The 23,750-nt window shown below is 58.7% G+C and carries 18 protein-coding genes; 12 read left to right on the top strand and 6 right to left on the bottom strand.

The window, feature by feature from the left end; all coding sequences use genetic code 11:
- The first annotated feature begins 67 nt into the window (after positions 1-67).
- From QN224_RS11285 to QN224_RS11265, 5 genes are all read left to right on the top strand, one after another.
- Positions 68-1,408 carry a lipopolysaccharide biosynthesis protein gene (locus QN224_RS11285; RefSeq protein WP_173512260.1) on the top strand — a complete coding sequence of 447 codons (1,341 nt, stop codon included), beginning with the start codon at positions 68-70 and terminating at the stop codon, positions 1,406-1,408.
- A 453-nt stretch (positions 1,409-1,861) separates the two neighbouring features.
- Positions 1,862-2,701 (top strand): sulfotransferase, encoded by an 840-nt coding sequence (locus QN224_RS11280; protein ID WP_173512259.1) that lies wholly within the window; start codon positions 1,862-1,864, stop codon positions 2,699-2,701.
- Between the two features lie 297 nt (positions 2,702-2,998).
- Positions 2,999-3,238 (top strand): hypothetical protein, encoded by a 240-nt coding sequence (locus tag QN224_RS11275; protein WP_283976715.1) that lies wholly within the window; start codon positions 2,999-3,001, stop codon positions 3,236-3,238.
- Positions 3,235-3,894: a response regulator transcription factor gene (locus tag QN224_RS11270; protein WP_283976714.1), complete on the top strand. Its 660-nt coding sequence runs from the start codon at positions 3,235-3,237 to the stop codon at positions 3,892-3,894. Before QN224_RS11275 ends, QN224_RS11270 begins: the two co-directional genes overlap by 4 nt.
- A 97-nt stretch (positions 3,895-3,991) precedes the next feature.
- Positions 3,992-5,263: a glycosyltransferase family 4 protein gene (locus tag QN224_RS11265; RefSeq protein ID WP_283976932.1), complete on the top strand. Its 1,272-nt coding sequence runs from the start codon at positions 3,992-3,994 to the stop codon at positions 5,261-5,263.
- A gap of 137 nt (positions 5,264-5,400) precedes the next feature.
- Here the strand turns inward: QN224_RS11265 and QN224_RS11260 are convergent, their stop codons facing one another.
- Positions 5,401-7,032: a glycosyltransferase family 39 protein gene (locus QN224_RS11260; protein WP_173512255.1), complete on the bottom strand. Its 1,632-nt coding sequence runs from the start codon at positions 7,030-7,032 to the stop codon at positions 5,401-5,403.
- 561 nt (positions 7,033-7,593) lie between these two features.
- Between QN224_RS11260 and rfbF the strand changes: the two genes are divergently transcribed.
- The 7 genes from rfbF (at position 7,594) to QN224_RS11225 (ending at position 16,755) form a co-directional block, all read left to right on the top strand.
- Complete coding sequence (rfbF, locus tag QN224_RS11255; protein WP_173512254.1) at positions 7,594-8,415, top strand: glucose-1-phosphate cytidylyltransferase; 822 nt, start codon at positions 7,594-7,596, stop codon at positions 8,413-8,415.
- A gap of 14 nt (positions 8,416-8,429) precedes the next feature.
- Positions 8,430-9,518, top strand: coding sequence for a CDP-glucose 4,6-dehydratase (rfbG, locus tag QN224_RS11250; RefSeq protein WP_283976713.1), 1,089 nt, complete (start codon positions 8,430-8,432; stop codon positions 9,516-9,518).
- Positions 9,519-9,539: 21 nt separating this feature from the next.
- The gene (locus QN224_RS11245) at positions 9,540-10,778 is read left to right on the top strand and encodes an aminotransferase class I/II-fold pyridoxal phosphate-dependent enzyme (protein ID WP_283976712.1); all 1,239 of its coding nucleotides are present in this window, start codon (positions 9,540-9,542) and stop codon (positions 10,776-10,778) included.
- A 221-nt stretch (positions 10,779-10,999) separates the two neighbouring features.
- The gene (locus QN224_RS11240) at positions 11,000-12,001 is read left to right on the top strand and encodes an NAD(P)-dependent oxidoreductase (RefSeq protein WP_283976711.1); all 1,002 of its coding nucleotides are present in this window, start codon (positions 11,000-11,002) and stop codon (positions 11,999-12,001) included.
- An 8-nt stretch (positions 12,002-12,009) separates the two neighbouring features.
- On the top strand, positions 12,010-12,990 hold the full coding sequence (locus tag QN224_RS11235) for a glycosyltransferase family 2 protein (protein WP_283976931.1): 981 nt from the start codon (positions 12,010-12,012) through the stop codon (positions 12,988-12,990).
- On the top strand, positions 12,990-13,391 hold the full coding sequence (locus QN224_RS11230; RefSeq protein WP_173512250.1) for a GtrA family protein: 402 nt from the start codon (positions 12,990-12,992) through the stop codon (positions 13,389-13,391). The genes QN224_RS11235 and QN224_RS11230 overlap by 1 nt, the downstream gene beginning before the upstream one ends.
- A gap of 148 nt (positions 13,392-13,539) precedes the next feature.
- Positions 13,540-16,755: a calcium-binding protein gene (locus QN224_RS11225; protein WP_283976710.1), complete on the top strand. Its 3,216-nt coding sequence runs from the start codon at positions 13,540-13,542 to the stop codon at positions 16,753-16,755.
- A 195-nt stretch (positions 16,756-16,950) separates the two neighbouring features.
- Here QN224_RS11225 and QN224_RS11220 read toward each other — a convergent pair whose 3' ends face one another.
- The 5 genes from QN224_RS11220 to QN224_RS11200 all read right to left on the bottom strand — a co-directional run bounded on the left by QN224_RS11220 (position 16,951) and on the right by QN224_RS11200 (position 23,556).
- Entirely contained in the window at positions 16,951-17,802 is an 852-nt protein-coding gene (locus tag QN224_RS11220; RefSeq protein ID WP_283976709.1) for a class I SAM-dependent methyltransferase, read from the bottom strand.
- A 241-nt stretch (positions 17,803-18,043) separates the two neighbouring features.
- Entirely contained in the window at positions 18,044-19,528 is a 1,485-nt protein-coding gene (locus QN224_RS11215) for a pectate lyase (RefSeq protein WP_283976708.1), read from the bottom strand.
- 127 nt (positions 19,529-19,655) lie between these two features.
- Positions 19,656-20,579: a sulfotransferase gene (locus QN224_RS11210; RefSeq protein ID WP_269285891.1), complete on the bottom strand. Its 924-nt coding sequence runs from the start codon at positions 20,577-20,579 to the stop codon at positions 19,656-19,658.
- A 452-nt stretch (positions 20,580-21,031) separates the two neighbouring features.
- Positions 21,032-22,324, bottom strand: a complete 1,293-nt coding sequence (locus tag QN224_RS11205; protein ID WP_283976707.1) for an O-antigen ligase family protein — start codon at positions 22,322-22,324, stop codon at positions 21,032-21,034.
- A gap of 17 nt (positions 22,325-22,341) precedes the next feature.
- Positions 22,342-23,556: a glycosyltransferase family 4 protein gene (locus tag QN224_RS11200; protein ID WP_283976930.1), complete on the bottom strand. Its 1,215-nt coding sequence runs from the start codon at positions 23,554-23,556 to the stop codon at positions 22,342-22,344.
- Positions 23,557-23,750 lie beyond the last annotated feature (194 nt).

Below are 23,750 nucleotides of genomic sequence, written 5' to 3'. Positions count from 1 at the left end.
CCCGTGCCTCGGCCGTAGGGCGGCGCCTCTTTTATCAGCTGGCCTCGTTGGAGGCAGGAGGTATCGTTTGGCGATCCGGAAAAAACTTGCCAAAAACTTCAACGGCCTCAGCAAGATATTCGCTCGGGAAAAAAGCCTCAAGGGTCGCCTTGGAAATATAGCACATCTACTTACCGGAAATGCGCTCACCTCGCTGTTAGGCCTCGTTGGATTCGCCTTGACTGCAAGGGCACTCGGTCCGTCCGAATATGGCATTTTGGCACTTTGCTTCACATACACGAGCGCGGTGGAACGGCTCGTAAACTTCCAGTCCTGGCAGCCGCTGATCAAGTTCGGTGCGCAATCGGAGAGCACCGAAAAGCTCAATTCGTTGTTCAAATTCGGCCTCCTGCTTGACGTTTCCGCCGCCGCGACCGGGTGCGTGATCGCCGTGGCGCTCGCGTGGGCCTTCGGTCCGTGGCTCGGGATCTCGTCAGAGATGTTGGGGCTCGTCACCCTCTATTGCGCCATTCTGCCGTTTCAGATCTCCGGCATGCCGATGGCCGTGCTGCGCCTGTTCGGCAAGTTTCGATCAATCGCCTATGGCCAGGTCGCTTCAAGCGTTTTCCGCATTGTATTGTGCGCGATCGGCTTTTTCACCGGCGGCACCTTGCGTGAATTCGTCCTGATATGGATGGCAGCCCAGATCGTCGGCTCGCTGACCCTCGTCGTCCTTGCGCTTGCGGAGCTGCGAAAACGGGGAATGTTGGCTAGCATGCTCACTGCGTCTGTCCGCGGTATTACCTCCCACTTTCCAGGGCTTTGGAAATTCGCGATTTCGACGAACCTGTCATTGACGCTGCGTTCGAGTGCCAACCAGCTCGACACGCTTCTCGTCGGCTACCTGGCCAACCCGGCCGCCGCGGGTCTTTATCACATCGCCAAGCGCATCGGCCGCATGGCACTGCAAATCGGTGACCACGTCCAGGCCGTGCTCTACCCGGATTTGGCCCGGGCCTGGGCCGCAAGCGCAATCAAGGAGTTTCATCGGGCTGTCGTACAAATGCGGACGCTCCTCCTCGGCTTCGGATTATTGCTGGTTGGCGGGGTCTATTTGACGATCGATCCGGTGCTAAGGCTGGCTGTCGGTCCGGAATTCGAGGCGGCGGCCCCGTTGGTCGTCGTTCAATCCATTGCCGTGACGATGACGTTGTATGGGACAGTCACCCGCTCTGCGCTTCTGGCCATGGGGCGGGAAGATCGAGTCTTGAAGGGCGTGCTCGTTGCGACAGTTGCGTTTCATGCCACCGCGCTGATCCTGATCCCACGGGTCGGCCCGATGGGGGCCAACATGGCTCATATCGCGATGGCGTTGATCTGGCTCTCGATGATGGCGGTCGCGTATCGCCAGGCCTTGGCGGTACGGTAGGGCTCTCTCGACGCCCGTTATCACGCAATTGCTCGACACTCGTGGCCACTGCTTGCCCAACTTGCACACGTTTATTATCATGATGCTCACATTGCCTGTAGTTCCTTGATGCACTTTGTCGATTTCGAGCACGAATGCTTTTCCTGCACCGGCTTTTGAATAGAAGGACCTACTTACGTGGCTTACGTCATTGGCGCTGAGGAAGAACGCCTTCCTCCCAGTTCCGGAAAAAATGTCATAGCCTTTCCCTTTGCGAGCGATGAACTACGCGGCAGCCGTGTGTTTGCGGCGGGCCTGATGCTCGCCTCGGCTAATGGTCCCGACCGAGCGTGTCGCCAGGTGCGCGCAGGAGAATTGCGAATTTCAGGCCGATCCAAATGATGAGCGTTCGCTGCGCGTGATCTGTGGATGCGTTATCTTCAGCTCCGCGCGAGCTCTGTGAGGGGGAATAACATGAAGTTGCAGGACATCGATTTCCTGATCATTGGCGCGACCAAAAGCGCCACGACGTGGCTCCAGCAATCACTGCAGCAAGACCCGAACATATACATGCCGGCTCCAGAATTGCATTATTTCAGTCGTTACTATGATCGTGGAGACGAGTGGTACCTTTCAAACTTCGAAGGACAGAAGGATCAACGTCTCGTCGGCGAAAAGTCCAATTCCTATATGGACACCGAGGGCGCGGCGGAACGGATAGGCCAGAAGCTGCCGAAGGCACTGCTGATCGCCCAGCTACGCAACCCAATCGAGCGCGCCTACTCGGACTACTGCATGCTCTATCGCAGGGGCGAGGTGGATCGCGATATCGCAAGATATCTTGATCCCCGCAGCGGTGCCGGCGGACGCTTCCTGAACGGCGGGCTGTATTTTCAGCAATTGCAAGCCTATCTCGACCGGTTTCCAGCCGAGCAGATTCTCGTCGTTCTTTACGAGGACATGAAAATCGATGCGAGTGCACAGCTCGATCGCGTCCGAAAATTCATGAAGATGACCAACGACCAGCCGCTGCGGCCTCTGGAAAAGAAAGTCAAAGACAAGGCCGAGCCGGTGATCAACCCGACGTTGCGCCGTCTGCTGCGCCCGTTGAAGCCTGTGGTCGCGCCTTTCAGGAAAAGCGCGAGCTTCAAAAAGCTACGGTCGATCGCCGCCGCCGAAGTGCAGTACGCACCGTTGAGCGGTGAGTTGCGCGCGCGCATGAGCGACTTCTACGCGGCGGAGATAGAGAAGCTCGGTACCATCGTCGGCAGGGATCTTGATGGGTGGCTGAGAAATGGAAGCGTTCAGCAATGACGGGTGGTCAATGTTGCCGGGCGTGTATGCAGCCGTGATCAGATGCTGGCACGGGCGATACTGGCGAGATCCGGTTTCGCGTGATCACGCCCTAGGCAGCCCGTCGCCTCTGGCATGACGACTATTGCCGGCGCCTCGCAAAGTTGACGCACCGGAACTATCTGTTATGCTCAAACCTAAAGCGCAATGCATGACTTTCTTTTATTGTTTTTCCCGGTCACCAGGACCAATGACTATTAATCAACGGATTGGTTGACGAACGAACTTATTTTATGTCTTGGCGGAGTAACTTTTGTCATGACGAACTCACAAAGCAATTTCCCCTTGGTAAAACATCCGGTTACGGCTTCGCTGGTGACCGTGCGATTGAAACAAATGCAGCTTTGTCCTGTCGGTATTGCCGGCGTGCAGGATCGCGTCGTGAAATTCGGCGTCACCCTGAGCGTCGAAGGTCGAGCCCGGCGCCGCACGCGGCTTGAAGCGACAGTTCCCATGCAATTCTCCCCGGCTGTACACCAGGAAGGAGCGCCAGCATGAAGCCGCCCATCCGCACCGTCATCGTCGATGATCATCCGCTGGTGATTGCCGGCGCACGAACGCTCATCGAGGCATCCGGGGATATTCTCTGCGTCGGCGAAGCCAAGACCGGCGCGGAGGCCATGACGCAGATCAGTCAGACCACACCGGATGTCGCCATACTCGACGTGTCCCTTCCGGACATGAGCGGTCTCGAACTTGCCGCGAAGGTCATAGCCAACGGTCACGCCGCTCACGTGGTGATAATGACCCATTATCATGACCGTTCTTACGTTCAGCAAGCGCTGCAGGTTGGCGTGAAAGGATTTGTGCAGAAATGTTCGGCCGCGGAGAACCTGTTGCTGGCGATACGTTCGGTGATGCTCGGCGGGCTCTTTTTCGACTCCCTGACGGCGCGCGAGATGGCGACACCCGTCGCCGACCGGAGCGCTGCACGCTCGGCTTCGATCGGTGCACTGGGGTTAACCGCACGCGAACAGGCCGTCCTTCGACTGGTCGCGCTCGGATACTCGAACAAGGAGATCGGCGCCCACGCGAACATCAGCGTCAAGTCGATCGAGACCTACAAGGCACGAGCCACTGAAAAGCTCAACCTGCGTTCGCGGGCGCAAATCGTGCACTTCGCTTTGACCCACGGCTGGATGAGCGTCAATTGATGCCAGCAAACCGTTCACCGACCGAGTTCGTTATTCTCGGACGTTTCCCGTAGGATCAAGGGGGCAACGTGCCAGATGGAAACCTGAAGTGGCCGCAATGTGGTTGGCCACCATTCTACAGCGAACCCACATTGCTCACCCGACCAAGCAATCCGGCCGGACCTGCCCCGCCGACAAAAAGACATTTGCGAGAAGGCCCTGGGGCAAAGCGTTGGAGGTTACCTTGCGGATAGCATTCGTCCTCTCGGGGCTCGGCGCGGGCGGCGCGGAAAAAGTCGTCAATCTCCTTGCGCACCATCGCAATGCACAAGGCGATATTGTTCACGTTCTTGCAGTCAATGCCGATGGCCCGAAATCCTATTTCCCCTACAGCAGTGCCATAGCGATCGAGGCGCTTGGAGGTTCGGCTCGCGCCATGCCACGGATCGCGCAAGCCGCACAACGGCTGTCGAGACTTCGCCGTCGGCTAGTGGCGCTCAAACCGGATCTTGTCGTTTCCTTCCTGACCAAGGTCAACGTACTGGTCGGCTTGGCCACCCGTGGGCTCAACACGCCGATCATTATGTCCGAGCGGAACAACTTCACGTCCCAGGAGACGCATCTCTTCTGGCGGCTCATTCAGCCGATTGCTGTCAGAGGTGCAGCCAGCTTGGTCATGCAAACTCAGGATGCCTTTCAATCGCTGCCGCCGAACTTGCGCGGGAAGGCGGAGATCATACCCAACCCGGTGACGCTCCCGCCCGATGTGGCACGCATTCCGAGCCAAGGCACTCGCGTCGTCGCCGTCGGGCGCCTGGAAAAGCAGAAAGGTTTCGATTTGCTTCTCCAAGCGTTCAGCTACGTGGCACGATCCGTTCCAACGGCCGAGTTGACCATATTTGGCGACGGCTCTCAGCGCGGCGCCCTCGAGCACCTCGCCCGAGATCTCGGCATTGGCGATAACGTCAAAATGCCTGGTGTTACCAGGTTTCCGCTCGAATGGGTTGGAGCGGGCGACATCTTCGTGCTCAGCTCGCGTTTCGAAGGCTTTCCAAACGTGCTTCTGGAGGCGATGACCGCAGGGTTACCGTCGATCGCATTCGATTGTTCGTGGGGGCCATCGGAAATTCTCAGCAGTCCAGATGCCGGTTTGCTTGTTCCCCCTGGCGATGTCCAGCAATTGAGTGAAGCCATTCTCTCGCTGATGGCCGACCCGGCCTTAAGGAATAAGCTCTCTACCTGTGGCTCGGCCGCCGCCTCGGCGCGATATGCGACCTCATCTGTTTTGCAGCAATGGGACAACGTGATCGCGAGATCTGTTAAGCCGCCGTCGCTTAAGTCGAGCTATAGCGAAAGCGCTGCTCCCCCTCGTGCGCAACGCCATGCCTGAGCTTAACCGGGCACAGCCGTTTGCGATGACGACATACACAAACGGAGACGCAAAGCGCGTCACGATGCCGTCGCACTTTGAATTGCTGCATGTTTTTGTCCTTAAATCGGTTCCTAACTAAGGAAACATGCAGCAGATCATTGCGGCGAAGGCTTTATATACAGCACCGGGCTGCCATATCGGTCCTTGAACCCAAGGTCGGTTGAAGGCAGATAGCCATTTCGCCGCGCATAATCGAGCATCGGCCGCTCAAGCACCTCGTCGAAGCCCAGCAGCAGCGCCGCCGGCGGGTCAGCCTCGAACATGGCCGTAATTCGACCCGGCGACGTCATCCTGTACCAGGCTGCAAGAGCCGGTTCGGTGAAATCTGCGGTTCGATAGGCGAAGGGCCCTGTCGCCAGTTCCGGATAGACCTCCAGATGACCCTCAAGCGGATAGATCGGCGACAGCGTGGCCACCTTTCCCTGCGCGCGCGCAACCGCAATCCGCTGCGAGATCGCAACACCTGCCTCGTGAACCCGCGTTACCGTCCACCGGTCCGGCCGGACAGCCGTCCCGATATACTGGGCAAGGCGCGGCGCCTCGATCGCCAGAACCACCATCGTCGCGGCAACAAACACCGGCTGGAAGCGTGTTCGCGTCTCGGGCGCAAGACTGCCGAAAAGCAGAGCGAGCCCCAAGGGGAGACAGATCAGCGGCGGCGCGAAATATTGGGGGAAGCTGGGCGTGGGCAAGAGGCTCATGGCGGCGCTGCAAACGAACGCGCCGGCGACAACGAGAAGCGGCCCGTTTACGATACGAGAAAGCCGGGCCCGCCCACCGTCGTCCGGCGCCTGGAGCGCCGTTAGAAGAAGTGCGACGAGAACGGAAATCACCACGGCGCAGGTCGCGGAGAACCATATACTCTGTGCGAGCAACAGCTTCGCCATCAGCGATAAAGCCTGCTCTTCCCCGGGTGCATCTGCTATTCGCCAATACTGCAGATGCGGGCCGGTGTGATACTGCGCAACATGGGCAAGGAACCTCTGCGGCGCCGAGAGCAAGGGTATGAGAACCGGCATCCCTCCCACCAGACCTCCCACAGCAAGCGGCGCAACGACACGCAGAAGGCGGTCCTTGAAACCGCAAGCGCGCGGCAGCAGAAAGGCTGCGATCGCCACCGGCGGGATAAAGGCCACGGCACTGATCTTGAAGGCAGCGGCAAGTGACAGGCAGAAGCCTGCAATCGCAAGCAGAAGGGGCCTGGGATGCCTCTCTTTGACAGCGAGCACAAACAGCCCGAGACCGATGAACGCGAAAGGCAGCGGTAGAAAGTTATTCGTCGCCGCCATGCCCGTCTGCGTCAGGAAGAGATCGTTCGCAACGGTGACAGCGGCGACGCACCAGCTGATCAGGCCGGATCGCGTCAGCGAGTAGGTGATGCCTCCGATCGCCGCCAGCAACAACATCCAGGCAAGAAAGACCGACAGCCGGCCGCTGAACAACAGATGGTCCGATCCGACGATCGCGCCGACCCAATGGAACAACCAGGCCGAACCCGGCGGATGATTGTAGAAGAAATCCTCATAGAGGCGATGGTGATCGAGGAGCGCGATTGGCGGCACGTATAGCTGCTCGTCCTTGCGCATCTCGTAGTTCATCACCCTCAGCAGCAGGGCAAAAAGAAGCAGCGCCGAGAGAATGACGATCGCAACGCGATAGAGCAGCGCCCTCAGGTCTGCCGACGGCATTGCGACCTGTGATGGAGTGGCCTCTTTAACATCCGTCATTCAGATTCCCCCGACCGCAAAGACATTCCAGTAGTTGGGACATCGATCACGTTGCCGCCGGCCCGCAGCCGCTGCTCGCCTTTGGGAAGCACGGTCCAAAGTCTCGGGGCCTCATGACATCCTTCTCTGTATCGAAAGCGATTCCTCGGCACCATCCCGGGTTATTCCCGACAACGCCATAGGGATTATCCTGACACCGCGCAGCTTGCGGATTCACGGAAGGATGGATAGCATGAGCTTAAATAAGATATTTCTGGAATAATTTCGGAGAAATATAGCTTAGTTACAGTCGTTTTAGTACTGAAATCTTCGCGCCCGCTCGGCTTGTTCGCTTTTTTCATTCACGCCCCTCGCGGATGCGTTTTTATCGGTTCGCTGTGCGCACCCGTTTACTTCTATTGTTCCTTAGGCCGGCTTTGATTTAAGGCGAAGCGACGCAGCAAATATAGTTTTGCGAACCTTGTGCGTCCGAGAGGATGCAGGGCGACGCGGTAGACGCGTGCACGACACCGATTGGATGATCCAATCGGATTTCCGTCGCTAAAGTTGTTGGAGGCCGTCATGAAGGTCGTTCTTTTCGCAGGAGGTATGGGATCCCGCCTCGCCGAGGAGACCACACGCATTCCAAAGCCCATGGTGGAGGTCGGCGGCAAGCCCATCATTCTCCACGTGATGGACATATACAGCCGCTGGGGCTTTAACAACTTCGTCGTCGCCGGCGGCTACAAATGCATGTTCATCAAGAACTTCTTCCACAATTTCCACTTGTCGACCGCGGATTTCACTGTCGCGCTTGGAAACGGTTCCATGGTGCTGCGCCCGGTTCATCCCCTCGACTGGAACGTGTCGGTGGTCGACACCGGCCTTTCGACGATGACCGGCGGCCGATTGCTTCGGCTGCGGGACTGGCTCGACGGCGAGACCTTCATGGCCACCTATTCGGATGGCGTCGGCAATATCGATATCGAAGCGCTGCTCGACTTCCACCGCTCGCACGGTCGTCTGGCCACTGTCACCGCCGTGCAGCCGCCGGCGAGATTTGGCAACCTGGAGATCGAGGGCGACAAGGTCGTCGAGTTCACGGAAAAGGTGCGCAGGCATGAGACCTGGATCAATGGCGGCTTCTTCGTATTTGAACCAGGCGTTCTGGATTACATTTCTGGCCCGTCGGATCCGTTGGAGATGGCGCCGCTTACGAATCTCGCCCGGGATGGTGAGCTCTTTGCCTACAAGCACAAGGGCTTTTGGCATCCGATGGATACGATACGCGACCGCGATTATCTGAACGGCCTTGCAGAAACCGACGATCCGCCGTGGATGCAATTCGACCGAAGCCCGACACCTCAACCTGCCGCGGTTGAGTTGCCGCTGGCAAGGCTCTAGGCGGAGCGGGAAACGTGAACGAGTCGGATCTCTCACGGGTTCTACGCGGCCGCCGGGTCCTCGTTACCGGGCACACCGGTTTCAAGGGCGGATGGCTGTCGCTTTGGCTTCGCCGTCTCGGCGCGCATGTGGTTGGCGTCGCACTGCCGGCGCCCGCCCCTTCGTTCTGCTCCGCCGTTGACCTCGAGGGCCTCGTCGAGGGGCGCGTTGGCGACATTCGCACCGAGGCAGGTTTCATGGAGGGCATAGGCGGGCAGGACTTCGACCTCGTCATTCACATGGCGGCGCAGGCCGTGGTGCGAACCTCCTACGAGACGCCGGTCGACACCTATATGACCAACGTCATCGGAACCGCCGTGGTGCTCGAGGCGGCACGACGCATGCCGTCGTTGCGCGGCATCGTCATTGTCACGAGCGACAAATGTTACGAGAACCGGGAATGGGTGTGGGGGTACCGAGAGAGCGATCCCATGGGCGGCCGCGACCCTTACAGTTCGTCGAAGGGATGCGCCGAACTGGTTGCCGCGGCCTACCGCTCCTCCTTCTTCAGCGATCCCGGGGGGCCGCAACTTGCCACGGTGCGGGCAGGCAACGTGATCGGAGGCGGAGATTGGGGCGCCGACCGGCTGATTCCGGACCTGGTGCGTGCTGCCGAAACCGGCATACCGGCGCGCCTGCGCAACCCGAAGAACGTGAGACCGTGGCAGCATGTTCTTGAGCCGCTTCGCGGCTACCTCATGCTGGCGGCCGGCCTCGTCGAAACCGGCGCGCGCTTTGCGGGTGGCTGGAATTTCGGCCCCGAAAAGGACGCAACGGTGAATGTCGGTGCGATCGCGGAATTGGTCGTTTCTCAATGGGGCGGCCAACCACCCGAATACGTCGTCGAACGCCGGGCCGACGAACCGGCCGAGTCGGTCGTTCTGCGCCTCGACAGTACGAAGTCGCATGTCGAACTCGGCTGGAAGCCCTTGCTCCGGCTGGACGAGGCCGTGGCAATGACTGTCGCCTGGTACTGCAGATACATGGAAGATCCGACAGACATGCGCCGGTTCTCACAGCAGCAACTTGACGGATACGCAGCAGACTGGGGCCGAGCGGCCTGAACCGCAGATGGGGAGCATCACATGCGTGTCAATTATGGGCAGGCCGTTTACGGAGAAAAGGAAATCGCAGCCGTTGTGGATGCCATGCGGACGTCGACCCAAATGGGTCGCGCGGTGAGAAACATGGAGGAGCGCGTCGCGGCGCACTTCGCCAAGCGGCACGGCATCATGGTCAATTCCGGATCCTCGGCCAATTACCTCGCCGTGGAGATGTTGCAGTTGCCGCGAGGTGCGGAAGTCATCACTCCGGCCCTGACCTTTGCGACAACCGTCGCGCCCATCGTCAGGGCGGGTCTCGTACCGGCATTTGTCGATGCGGCGGAGGCGACCTACAACATCGATGTTGACGCGATCGAACGGATGATCTCGCCAAAAACCCGAGCCTTGATGATCCCGTCACTGATCGGCAATCTTCCGGATTGGGAACGCATTCGTGCGATTGCCGATGCGCATGGTCTATTCGTCGTCGAAGACAGTTGCGATACGCTCGGCGCCACCATCAAAGGCGCCAGCACCGGCAAGCGCTCTGATATCAGCACGACCAGCTTCTATGGCTCGCATGTGATTACTGCGGCCGGAAACGGCGGCATGCTCTGCGTCAATGACGATGAGCTGGCGCGCCGCGCGAGGCTGATGCGCTCCTGGGGCCGCACCTCCTCACTGTTCGTCGATTCCGAGTCGGTCGAAAACCGTTTCAATGTCGAGGTCGACGGCTTCTCCTATGACGCGAAGTTCGTGTTCGAGGCGCTCGGCTTCAATTTGGAGCCCTCCGAGATAGGCGCCGCCTTCGGGCTTGTTCAGCTCGATAGGCTCGAAGAGAACATTGCCGCCCGGGAGCGCAACTTTGCCGCCCAATTGGCCTTCTTCAAACAATACGAGGACTGGTTCATCCTGCCGCGGCAATTGCCCGAATCCCGCACCGGCTGGCTTGCCTTCCCGCTGACGATACGGCCGGATGCGCCGTTCACCAGGCGCGATATGCAGATCTTCCTCGAACGCAGGGATATTCAGACACGCCCCGTGTTCACCGGCAACATCCTGCGCCAACCGGCAATGGAAGGCGTCAACAGCCGGGTCTCGCACGAGGGCTATCCTGTCGCGGACGAGGTGATGCGCGGCGGGATATTGCTCGCCTGTCATCACGGCCTCACTCCGGAGCAACTCGACCATATCCATTCGTCTTTCCGCGAATTCGTCGACAGCTTCTCGGCGAGATCGAAGGTGCGAGTACCGCTGCAGGCAAGTGCGACTGGAATCTAACGGATTGAGGTGCGGAAGTAATGTACGCGGTTTTCCGCCAGCCTCTCAACGATCGGAGACGATCCCGTTCATTACCTCGGGCCGACTCCGCGAGGTGACACGGCGGCGGCGGAACATGGGTGAGCCGCTCAAGGTGGGCGGTAATGCTTCGCAATTCCTGAGCGGCATGCAGGCTTCGGTCGCATGACCAAGGTGCAACAAGGCAGGCTGGGTCCAAGTCGATGGAGCGTATTCTCATTACCGGTGGCGCAGGCTTCGTCGGCTCGCATCTCGCGAGGGCTTGCCTTGCGGCCGGCCACCAGGTTCACCTCATCATCCGACCCGGCTCCGACGATACGCGGATCCGGGATCTGCGCGGGCACGTCATTCGACACAATTTTGACCTGCAATCAGAGACAGCGCTCAAGCATTGTCTTTCCGACGCCGAGCCCGAGTGCATCTTTCACCTCGCGGCCCGTCCGCGCCGGCCGGAAAATCCGGACTTCTCCGACGCCAGGGATGGAATGCGCGAGCAGGTGCAAGTGTTGATCGGCTTGCTGAGCGCAGCCGCGACCGCGCCTCGTCCTCCAAAAACCATGATCCGGACCGGCTCGCTCGCCGAATATGGATCCGCACAGGCGCCCTTTCCGGAGGAGACACGCGAAATGCCGGTCAACTCCTACGGGGCCGAACTCGTGGCTGCCACGCACCTGGTCGGCGCCCTTCAGCGTCGGCTTCCGTTCCCGGTCATCACCGCTCGCCTCGCCTTGGTCTACGGCGCCTGGCAGTCCACCGCCTATCTCCTGCCATGGCTGGTTACCCAATGCCTGGCCGGAGAGCCTTCGATCGTGCGACATCCGGAGGATCGGCGTGATCTGATTTATATCGACGACGCCGTCGGCGGGCTTCTCCGCTTGGCAGCAGCGCAGCTGCCTGGCGGCACGATCATCAATATCGGCACCGGTTTTGCCCCGACGATGCGCGACGTGGCCCGACTGATCATCGCCGAAACGGGCGCCGATCCAACACTCGTTCAATACGGCCCGGCAGACGGCTCGTCCGGCATTCCGGATTTCCGCGCCGTCACCGCCCTGGCGCGAAACCTGCTCGGATGGAGCGCATCCACTCCGCTCGCGGAGGGGCTCGTGCAGACCGTCGCATGGTATCGCGAGCACCTGCGCTTGCAGGAGCCGCATAACCAGCTGCCGACAACGTCACGCCGGGAAAGAACAGGAGCGCCATAGTGGCTGACATGAAGCCGTTGATTTCTGTCCTTGTACCAGCGTTCAACGAAGAGGCGAACGTCCGGCGCGCCTATGCCGCCATCGTGGATACGTTCGGCGAAATGCCCGGCTACAGGTATGAGATTATCTTCACTGACAATCATTCATCGGACCGTACCTTCCAGATCCTCCAGGAGATTGCGCGCGAGGATCGCTGCGTTCGCGTCATCCGTTTCAGCCGCAATGTCGGATATCAGCGCTCGCTCCTTGTGGCGTACAAGGCGGCCACTGGCGATTGCTCCGTTCAGATCGATTGCGATCTTCAGGACCCGCCGCACCGCATTCCTCAGATGGTGGCCCTCTGGCGGCAGGGTCATCAGGTCGTCTACGGAATTCGCCGCTCGCTCACGGATGATTGGTTCACGGCCTTCATGAGGCGCACCTTCTACCGCTGCATCAATGCCCTGAGCGAAGACGACCTCCCCCTGAACGTCGGTGAATTCCGCCTGGTCGACAGACGCATCCTGGATGAGTTGCGCCGGGTCGACGACACGTCACCCTATCTGCGCGGGCTGATCAGTGCGATGGGCTTCTCTCAAATCGGTTTCGAGTATGACCGAGAGGCGCGGGTGGCGGGCGAAAGCAAATTTCCGTTCAGAGCCATGTTCTCGCTGGCTGTGGACGGCATTCTCAATCACTCGCTGACGCCGTTGCGGATTGCCTCGATGACCAGCCTGATCATGGGGACAGCGACCTTTCTGCTGCTCATTGGCTATGTCATCGGCAAGCTGGTTTTCGGTCAGGAATGGCCTGCCGGTTTTGCCACGACAACGATCCTGATCCTGCTCTCCATCACGCTGAACGCGATCTTCCTTGGGATCATTGGCGAATATATCGGCCGGATATTCATGCAATCCAAGCGACGTCCGACACCGATCATCGAGGCGAGCCTAAACGACGAGTTCCACAGCCAGCCTGAGCATGCGCCGTCGAGAGTGGGGTCAGCCTGATGCGCAATCTTCTCGCCCGCTACACCTTCGGCCGGCAAGAAGGCGCCGACAGGTTGCTGCGCTTTGCCACTGTTGGTGCGGTCACGACGACCTTGGATTTCGTTCTCTTCACCGGTCTATTTGCCGTCGGCGCCGCACCGGGCCAAGCCAATATCCTATCCTATTCCTGCGGCATTCTTGTGAGCTATATTCTCAACCGTTCGTGGACCTTCCGCGCGCGGCATAGTCAGGTTCAGGCGCTGAAGTTCGTCCTCGGCACTCTCACCGGCCTCGTGATCTCGACCTGTCTGGTCGCGCTGCTGGCGAGGTTGGTTCCGCCGCCTCTTGCAAAAATTCTGAGCGTTCCTGTGGTCTTCGCCTGGAACTATCTCGTCGCACTCCTTTGGGTCTTTCGGACCTAGTGGACGACGCCGAAATGCGCAACGGTTTTGCGTTAACGACATGCACCGCAACAAAGGAAAAGTGCGCGAGCGCACCGCACTGAAGCATTGAAACGAACCCACTGCCCGCGCTTTGCGGCTTTAGGGATTCCGAACGGGAGGATTAGCCATGGCAGTCATCACCGGCACATCTGGAAACAATACCCTCATCGGCACGGATCAGGACGACACGATCCTCGGCGCGGCCGGTGACGATCTCATTCAGGGACTGGGAGGGGCTGACGTCATCGACGGCGGCTCAGGCGTGGACACGGCCGACTATCGGGAGAAGACGGCAGGGATCACCGTCACGCTCAACGGGATCAATGATGCGGTGGTGACGGTCGGCGGTGTTGCCGAAGACATTCTCCGCAAGATCGAAAACGTCTATGGCGGCTCGGGTGCCGACACCATCACCGGCGACGCGCAAAACAATCTTATCAGAGGCGGGGGCGGAAGCGACGTGCTCGACGGCGGCGCCGGCAACGACACGGCCGACTACACCGACAAGACCACGTCGGTCGTGATCACCCTGGGTGGAGCGACGCCGACCACGGTCTTCGTCAACGGTCTTGCCGAGGATACAATCAGCAACTTCGAGAACGCTTATGGCGGCTCGGGCGATGACACCCTGACCGGCAGTGGTCAGAACAACGTCCTGCGCGGCGAGGCCGGCAACGACACCCTCAACGGCGGCGGTGGCGACGATTCACTCTTCGGTGGCGCCGGCAACGACACTGCCGATGGCGGCGCCGGGGTCGACACTTTTGACCTCAGGGAGAAGACGGATGCGGTTGTCGTAACGCTCAACGGCGCCAATGACTCCACTGTCTTTGTCGACGGTGTTGCGGAGGATACGATCCGCAATGTCGAGAACATCGTCGGCGGATCGGCGGGCGACACGCTCACGGGCGATGCCGCCGCCAACAAGCTTTCAGGCGCGCGCGGCGATGATTGGCTGAAGGGCGGCGGCGGGACCGACGTCCTGGACGGCGGCGAGGACAGCGACACCGCCGATTACAGCGACAAGACAGCCGCCATCGCCGTGACGCTGAACGGCAGCGGCCTGGCCACGGTAACCGTAGGCGGCATTGCCGAGGACACGATTGCGAAAATCGAGAATATCGTCGGCGGGTCGGCGGCCGATACGCTCACGGGGGATGCCGCCGCGAACACGTTCCGCGGCGGCTCCGGTGCCGACACATTGGATGGCGGTGGCGGCAGCGACACCGCCGATTTCAGCGACAAGACTCAATCAGTTGTCATCGCACTCAACGGTGCTACCAACGCCGTCGCGACCATTGGCGGAGCAGCAGAGGACACGGTCCGCAACATCGAGAACATCATCAGCGGATCTGGCAACGACCAGCTCACGGGCGATGCGGCCGCCAACACGTTCCGCGGCGGCCTCGGTGCCGACGTGTTGGACGGTGGCGGTGGCGTCGATACGGCCGACTATAGCGACAAGACGGCGTCCTTGGTCGTCCGGCTGGCCGGCGCGAGCGCCGCTACGGTATCCGTCGGCGGGGTTGTTGAGGATACGCTTCGCAACATAGAGAACATCATCGGCGGCTCGGGCGATGATGTCCTGGGCGGCGACAGTCTTGCGAATGTGCTCGACGGGTCGGGTGGTAGCGACACGGTCGATTATTCGGCATCAACCAAGCAAATCGCGGTCACGCTCAACGGCGCCAACAGCTCAACAGTCTTCGTCGGCGGGGTTGCCGAAGATACCGTCCGCAATATCGAGAATGTAACCGGTGGCGCCGTTTCGGACGTTATCACCGGCGACGCGCAGGCGAATGTTCTGGTCGGCGGTGCGGGTGACGACTTGCTGAAGGGCGGAGGCGGACTCGACGTCATCGACGGCGGCATTGGCTCCGACACGATCGACTTCAGCGACAAGACCGGTGCGATCGTCCTGACGCTGGCGGGGGCTGCCAATGCGATCGCGACAGTCGGCGGGGTGGCCGAGGACACGGTTCGCAACATCGAGAACATCTTCGGAGGCGCTGGCGCCGACGAACTGACCGGCGACGGCGGTATCAATACGCTGCGCGGTGGCGGCGGCACCGATAGTCTCGACGGCGGCGCGGGTGTGGACACGGCCGATTATCGGGACAAGACGAGGTCCGTCGTCGCCACGCTCGACGGGGCGAATGCCACGATCGTTAGGGTCAACGGCGTGAATGAGGACACGATCAGGAACTTCGAGAACATCTCGGGCGGCGCCGCCGGCGATACACTCACCGGCGACAGCCTGGCCAATGTACTGCGCGGCAATGACGGCGGCGACACGCTGAAGGGCGGGCTGGGCAAGGACGTGCTGGACGGCGGCGACGGCATCGATGCCGCCGATTACCTCGAGAAGACCGATGCAATCAGCGTCACTCTCAATGGCGCGGCGAATGCAAGCGTCGTCGTCGGCGGCGCAGCCGAGGACACCATCCGCGCCATCGAGAATTTTCTATCGGGATCCGGCAACGACACTCTTGTCGGCGACGGCGCGGACAATCTGTTCCGGGGCGCGCTCGGATCTGATTTCATCGACGGTGGCGCAGGCGTCGACACGGCAGATTATCGCGAGAAGACGCTTTCCGTCAGGGTAATCCTTGACGGAGGAAACGACAGCTTCGTCTTCGTCGGAGGCACGGCGGAAGACACCATCCGCAACATCGAGAATGCGTTCGGCGGTAAGGGAAACGATACGCTCACGGGCGACGATCTTGCAAACAGGCTCGATGGCAATGACGGGAAGGACCTGCTTACGGGCGGCGGCGGCGCGGATACTCTCGATGGCGGGGCGGGCGCCGACACGGCAAGCTATCGCGACAAGAGCGCATCGGTCTCTGTCACCCTCAATGGCGCCACCTATGCGACCGTCACAGTTGGAGGCGTGGCTGAGGATACGATCCGCAACATCGAGAACGTCTGGGGCGGGACCGGTGGTGACAACCTGAGGGGCGACGCGAACGCCAATCTGCTTTCGGGAGGCGGCGGAAGCGACGCGCTCTACGGTGGCGCAGGTGCCGATACGTTCCAGTTCGATTTCGCCCTCGGCGCGACGAATATCGACACTGTCGCGGATTTTGACACGGGAGACAAACTGGCCCTGTCGCGGAGCGTTTTCACCGCGCTGAGCGGCAGTTCCCTTTCGAGCGCGCAATTCCACGCGGCGGCCGGCGCAACCGAGGCGCAGGACGCGAACCATAGGATCATCTACGACACGGCGACCGGTGCGCTCTACTACGATGCCGACGGCAGCCTTTCCGGTGCCACGGCCGTGCAGTTCGCCGTGCTCACGACGCGTCCGGGTCTGACAACGGGAGATTTTCTCATCGTGTAGTGCTCTTGTGCCGAGAGATGGCGGCAATGCTTCAAACCCGCTGGTCAGGGGCGGCGGCCGCCGTCATCGGAAGGCGGAGGCGGGTTTGGATCTATGATGGCTCACAAAAAGAAACGGGCCAAACAGCAGCTGCCGCGCTCGCAAGTAGCTGTGAGCGCTGTGAAATGCCCTCTTTCAGTCTCCCCATATCGAAGATCAGGGGGCACGGAAATCCAGCACGAGCTTTTCGATCTCTGATCCTCCACCCACGCGCTCCAATACGGCGAACGAGCCGTCCTCCCTGAGCTCAAACAGGGTGCCAGCATTTTCCTGCGCGCGATTCGTGCGGGCAATCATGACCAAGGTGCCCGGACTGCGGAGATAGGAGTGTATGTTCCCAATCGCGGTCCGGATCTGGTCCGGCGAGAAATAGCTCGTATTCAGAATGTTGGCGGCACGCACCAAATCGAACCGGCGGATAAAGTGCCGTGACCGACGCATGATATCATTTTCCACGAATTCTATTTCACCATTCGATGGCAATGATCGGGTAATCATTTGCACGGGCCTGCTCATCCCGGCCCTTATCCGCGAGCGCAGGCGCGGGCGCAGCATGCTGCGGCCAAGGACGAGTGGAATAAAAGCCAGCGTCACGTAGTCCAACCTTCGGACCCACGGACGAATTGTGATCCCCGAGACGTCATACTGCAGCGGCCACCCCTCCGGGTCGCATAATACTCTGACGCTCGACCCCAGTTCCACGATGTGTGCCTCGATGAAGAGGTCGGTTGCCGTGATGCGGACAGCAGCACCACAATCCTTCAAGAAGCTGGCGAGTTCCACGGTCGTCAACCCGGTGGAAACCCCCACATCCAGGACCTCGTTGAGCGAGCCCGTACGCTCCTCGATAAAAGGTCGAAACGCGACCTCCAGCTCTCGAAAACGCGAAGGCCGGGTCAGCTTGAAGGTGCCGTTTCGCATCTTGAGCTTGGCGAAGAAGGCAGATTCCGACACCACATCGATCGCATCGGCACTCGATGAATAGAACTTGCTGGCACTCACGGTCATGGCCTGTCAACCCGCCTCCATTCAACCCAAACGAATACCTTCACGCTTCGCCTGCAGCGCCGCCGGTCTCATCAGACTCGCAAAGGACGCTGTAGCACGTTGAATTGCTGCATATTTCCTGGATCGGCTAGGATTTGAAACATGCAGTAGAGATCATCACCCGCCCTCGCAATCACCGGACGCCATGGTTCTCTGCGTCCAGCTTAGGAGGAATACACAGCCTTCTTAACCCGTAACGACATCATTCTTGGCCCGAGGGTAACCCGACGTTGCCGCCTCCGGTATCTCCGGCCATGAAATGGAGAAACTCCTCCAGGTTTGTCCATCCGTCGTCGTCCGCATCTTGCCGGCCATCGTTGGTATCGGCCGCATCCATGCCGTTCTTGACTTCCCAATCATCCGAAATGCCGTCCATATCAGCATCTTGGTACGGCATCCCAGCAGCAAGCTCCGGCCAACCGCCAACGTCCATCGGATTTCTTTCGAGCAATCGTCCGCGACGATGCTTGACGTCCTCAATTATGCGTCTGTCGACCGGATCGCGTTGCGGTTTTGTCGCGCCGGCATTCGCCAGGACATCTTCGTAGGCATTCATAGGCGCGGAGGTGCGGACCTGTGGCGCACCAAATGGTGCCGCCACGACAAATCGCCTCTGTTCCTCAGCCAAAACCAAGCTCTCATCCTGTCCGGATTCAGTCCGATAGGGTTCGTCGTAGTTGTCCTTGACATAAATCGAGTGGCCAAGCCCGCTTTCATCGAAAAGATGCACCATGTGATCGTTTCGCAACTTCTCTCCTGCAATCTTGTAATTGCCGACGACATTGGCCTGGTTATGCGCCCATTCATCGCCAAAGCTCAGGACGTACTGCCACTGAGGCGAGAAGAAAACGTTGTTCACGACATCCGCGACTGCGCCGGGAATTTTCATTTTTATCTGCGGATTTCTGAATTTGCCGAACGCAAAAAGGGAATGATGCACAGAGAGGTTGCCGCCTTTGGTGAACAACATATTGCGTGCACGATTCTCTTTCCCCGGCCCGCCTTGCAGGAGCGGCTCGCTGGTAATTCCCCACTGCCATGTGAAATTGCTGGCCTCTTCTGAATCGATCGTCTCGTCCGATCCCCAGCTGGCAGAGATGTGATCAAGCATGATGTTTTTCGCCGCCTCGGAGTACAGGCCAAGGCCCCCGGAACAACATGCTTTGCGCGTATGCGGACCAGCGCGAAGACGAATGTGCCTTATGATCACGTCGTTGGTCACAATTTCGATTGAAGGACGTATTTGTGTTTCGCTGTTCCGGATGGCAATGCCTCCGCCCGGCGCCGTCTCTCCGGCAATCGTCAAGAACGGATGTCGTACAACCAACGATCGCTCGCCGAGGACAATGGTACCGCCTGTGCGGAAGATGCAAATGCGCGGCCCGGACGCTTCGACGCAGTCCCGCAAGGAACCTGGACCCGACTCGTTCGTGTTAACGACATAGATCACCTTTCCCCCGCGGCCCCCGATAGAGCCGGCACCGAAGCCTTCGGCCGTGGGAAAGGCCCGTTGCCTACCGTCCGGAAGCTTGGGTGAAAGAGGCTGCTCGAGTGCCGTTGCGACCTGGGCAATAGCCTCCTGCGGGTTCCCGATACACGACACGTAGAGCAGCCCCGCCAACATCAAGCAGCGAGCGGCCGTGAAATGAAATACGCTTGCACCACGCGACTGAGTCATTGCCGTCATGCTCTTATGCCACCAGATCGAAGCTGAAATCGTTCTTTCCCGAGTGTAATCGCCAGTGCAGGTTCTCGAATGCGTTTTATAGTTCGCAGAGGCACATGATCTCTGCCGATGAGATAATGCGGACTTCTCAAAGATAGCCGTAGCGTCTGAGCATCCAACCGCCCAATCGCTGAAAGGAAACTTGCTGACCGGCCGGCATCCGTGTTCGCCACGCCTCATCCTTATTGAGTGCGATTGATGCATTCATACGCAATCGATTCCCTGCGACCTGGTGCCCTGGTCCGATGGGGCGGCCGTTTTGAAGCGTCGAACCGATTTCAGTCAGGTCAAGCTCAAGAAATGTTCCGATTTCCCGCATAATCTCGACAGGATTAGATGCAAAATCCTCGTATCTTACTCGCATGACCTTTTGCGGGCCTAGCTTTCGCAAGAGATATTCGACGGCAAGATTGACGATACTCCATCGCAACGCCGTCCTGAATACGGACTTTGGCTTGATTTCCTTCTGTAAACCTGATTTTTCATCGCGCTCATAACCTTTGAGCAGCGACCATGCCACTCCACGCCCATCGCGCACCAGATGGATGACGCGCATGTCGATTCCCGGGATCTGGGCAAGCGCCATCGCTCTGCCCGGCAACTTCGAAGAATCGACAATCATTTGCCTGCCGGAGCACGACAGCATCGCGTCGAATAGACGTTTTGTATGAAGTGCATATGGCGCAAATTGCTTTCCGAGACCAACGCCGCAAAATACTTTCATGAACATCGGCAATCCTTCAAATTTTTGTTGAAGTGCGCAATATTCCGACATGAGTGTCGAATCCCAACCCTTCGACCACTCTTGTAAAACTGTACTCCAGACGGCACAGTCGCGAATTGGATGACTGCATGCACAATATTCATTGTGGCTCCATACGTGCCGTGTGAGAGAGGTTATCTCTCCCGCTCCCACCACGGCGGGATGTTGCCCCAATGCAATGTCGAGAAGGGTTGACCCGCTGCGTCCGTAGCCTGCGATATAAACAATGCGAGTTGATTGCGAGGGCATCCTATAAGCCTTCCATTTGCTAGTGCTTTACCCTGATGTTGAGTCTGGCATTTGCATCTTGTGCGTCTGCATGCGCACCGGAATAACACTCACTCTCTCGACAACTGATCACTGCTCTCGTGAACTGGTCACCGACGCAACATGTCTGGCGACCTCCGGCCTCGAGGTACGATCACTACCGTAGTCGCCACGATCCGGGCACATCCACTGTCCCTCCGATCGCTACAGCACCACCCGGTGCGGTCCCGTTATGCAGGCAGAAATGAAGTGATCACAACTCCATGACAATCTGACCAGCGCGACGACCGACGGCCATGTACCCCCCGATAAAATAAAAAAACAAAATATATCAATAATGAGTGCTCGTTTGCCGGCAATCGTCCGAGTTACTGCCGACTATGCGTGACGTTACTTCATTCTCATCTCTTCGCCAACCTTAGATATTCCGCGATTCACCGGGGCACGTAGCCATGGCGTGTGGTCCGCCGCAGTTGTGCAAGGCCGAGCCCGAGACATAAAAGAACTGGTATTGTCCAGTATCTCGCATACATGTGCGGATTGAATAAAGCGATCGTGAGAAAGACCACGACAGTCGTAACCATCGCCGCTAGTGCATGTTTATCGCCACCAGCCCTTCTGATCCCCACCGCAAGCAGCACGCTCACACCCGAAAACATCATCCAGCCGACTAGCGCGAGCAACCCGCCTTCAACCCAGAGAAGAAGATAAAGATTGTGAACGGGAGCAGTTTGTACGCTCCTCTCTCGGAATTGATCGGCGCCAACTCCCACGAACCAAATCCGCTCGTCAGAAATCATCTGAAGAGCCTCCTCCATAAGTGCTGCTCTTGAGACGAAAGTCCCCGCTTCTGAGATATCACCCGAGGAAATAGCGCCCAGAACGCGCGTTTGGAACGTTTTGGGCAACATGTCTTTGCTGCCGAATAGTGCCAAGGCTCCAACGAGAATAGCGGCTCCAAGTGTCAGGCGTAACAGCAACCGCGGGGTCGAAATGAACGCAACGAAGACGGTCAAGCAAATCACCGTCACAAACAGTCCGCTGTTGGAACTTGTGAGGACAACCGTAACGATGAAAAGTGCAATTATCGGCAAAGCCACGTAAGACTTGATCCGGCCTGAAGACCAGAAAAAGAGAAGAATGGGCATTGTCAGACCGTTCATCGCCGCTGCCAGATTCGGATTTCGCAGCACGGTGGCCAAGCGCTTTCCCCCCGTCACTACGCCCCGTCCTTCTCCAGGCACATAGCCGACCGTGTAGAACGTAATGATGCCGTGGATATCGATGAGAATTATGCTTGCCAGGAAAATCGCTGCCAGTCGGTACGCTTCCCTGGGGTCGTTACGGATCAGGATGATCATCAAAATCAGATACGCGAAGAGATACTGCGCTGTCACAATCAGCCCGCGATCGGGACTGTTGTGAAAAAGGCTTCCGATCATCATCCCGATGAACAAGAGCGTGAACGCGAAAAGCCAAAGTGTTGTTGCTTGCTCGAGCGGTTTGTTCCAAACCCGCCCGCTGATCAGAAGAAGGAAAAGGCTCAAGCAAAAAAAGAAATCGCTAAAGGTAAAGAAAAGAGCAGAAAACCGCAAAGTGGCGTAAGGCGCTAGAAAAACTGCCACGTAGACGACCACACGCTCAATCACCGCCAGGTGAATGTGCAATCTGCGAGAATGACCCCCGACGTGTACCTGAGCAGCCGTTGTCATGCCTGCCTCTGACACTATACTATCGCCTCACACTAAATACTCGCGTGATCACAGCTTATCGATGCGCTCGTGGAGCGCTGAATCCCATCGACACCCATGAGCTCTTCGTAAACCGATGTAATTGCATGCACGTGGCGCTCGACACTGAAGCGCGCGCGCGCTGCGATGCGCGCTGTTTCCACGATGTGATCGTGACAGGCAGAATTATTGAACAGCGTCAAACATGCCTTGGCGAATTCATCCGGATCATCCGCGCGAACGAGCATGCCGGTCTCGCCATCTTCAACGACTTCCGGATTTCCACCTGAGTCGGCCGCAATGACTGGTGTGCCTAGCAGCATAGCTTCGACAAGCGTTCTTCCCAGAGGTTCATTCACGGCCGTTACCAGAAGAGCATCGAGCCCTGCGATCCAAGGTTCGCTCGGATAACGAAAGCCCATAAAGTGAATGCAATCGGCAAGTCCCAGTGCTTCGGCGCGCGACCTTGCAGCGTCGTCGAGCCCGTTGAGCGCGTTCCCGAAAAACAGTCCCGCAAACTTGACCTGGGGCGCTAACCGCTTCAGCGCCGCCAAGGCTTCAACAAACAGGATTGGCCGCTTGCGGTCCACCAAAGTTCCTACATATCCAAGGAGCTTCGTCTCGGCCGAGCATCCAATCGCCGCTATCACTTTCTTCCGAGCGTCTTCGCGTTCGACGCCGATCGTTTTCATCACGTCGAATGGGCTGTGAACGACGCTGCACTTGCCCGCAGCCGAGAAAAGGCCCGGGCGCGGCGACGCAAATTTCGAAACGGCTACGACGCGGCTGGGGAGCCAGGGAGCGACATGTCGCAGTCCAAATGAACTTGCGTCCCCGCGGTGGTGCCAGAGATGCTTCGATCCCGCGAGTCGTGCTGCAAGTCCCCAAACGAGATGTGCGCGACCGTCATTTGTGTGCACTATCGCGGTATTTTTTGCTCTCAGAAAACTCACAAGCGCAGGAAGGCTTCGCGCGACGTTGACGGCTGCCGCACCATTGCGCGCGCCCGCCCGCTCCAAACGGTTCACAACGGGAGCGGCTTCAAAGTCGATTTCCTCTCGACGAAACAGATCAGCAACTGGACCGTCGGTATCATGAAGGACAACCAATGGTACAAAACGCGACCTGGGGAGGTTCCGGATTAACCCAAGTGCAGACATGTGGCTTCCGCCAACAAAATCTCCGATAAAAGGAAAACATACAACAACCTGCTTGCCGCATTCCCTCATGTTGAACGTCTCCACCAGAACACTTCGAAAGCGCAAAGCGATTGCCGCAGCTATATGATTTGGCCTTCTGCCCAAGGGCCTTTATACTTTTGCAAACATCACAGCGCGCCGCACGCTACTCAATGCATATCTGAAACACCATTATCTTCCAGCAGCCATCGTCGCTCATGCCGTGCGGATTACTAGCAGTGGTT

Source organism: Sinorhizobium sp. 7-81, assembly GCF_030124405.1.
GTDB lineage: Bacteria > Pseudomonadota > Alphaproteobacteria > Rhizobiales > Rhizobiaceae > Sinorhizobium > Sinorhizobium psoraleae.
The sequence above is the reverse complement of the archived record's forward strand: the minus strand, read 5'-3'. Positions and strand labels throughout refer to the sequence as shown.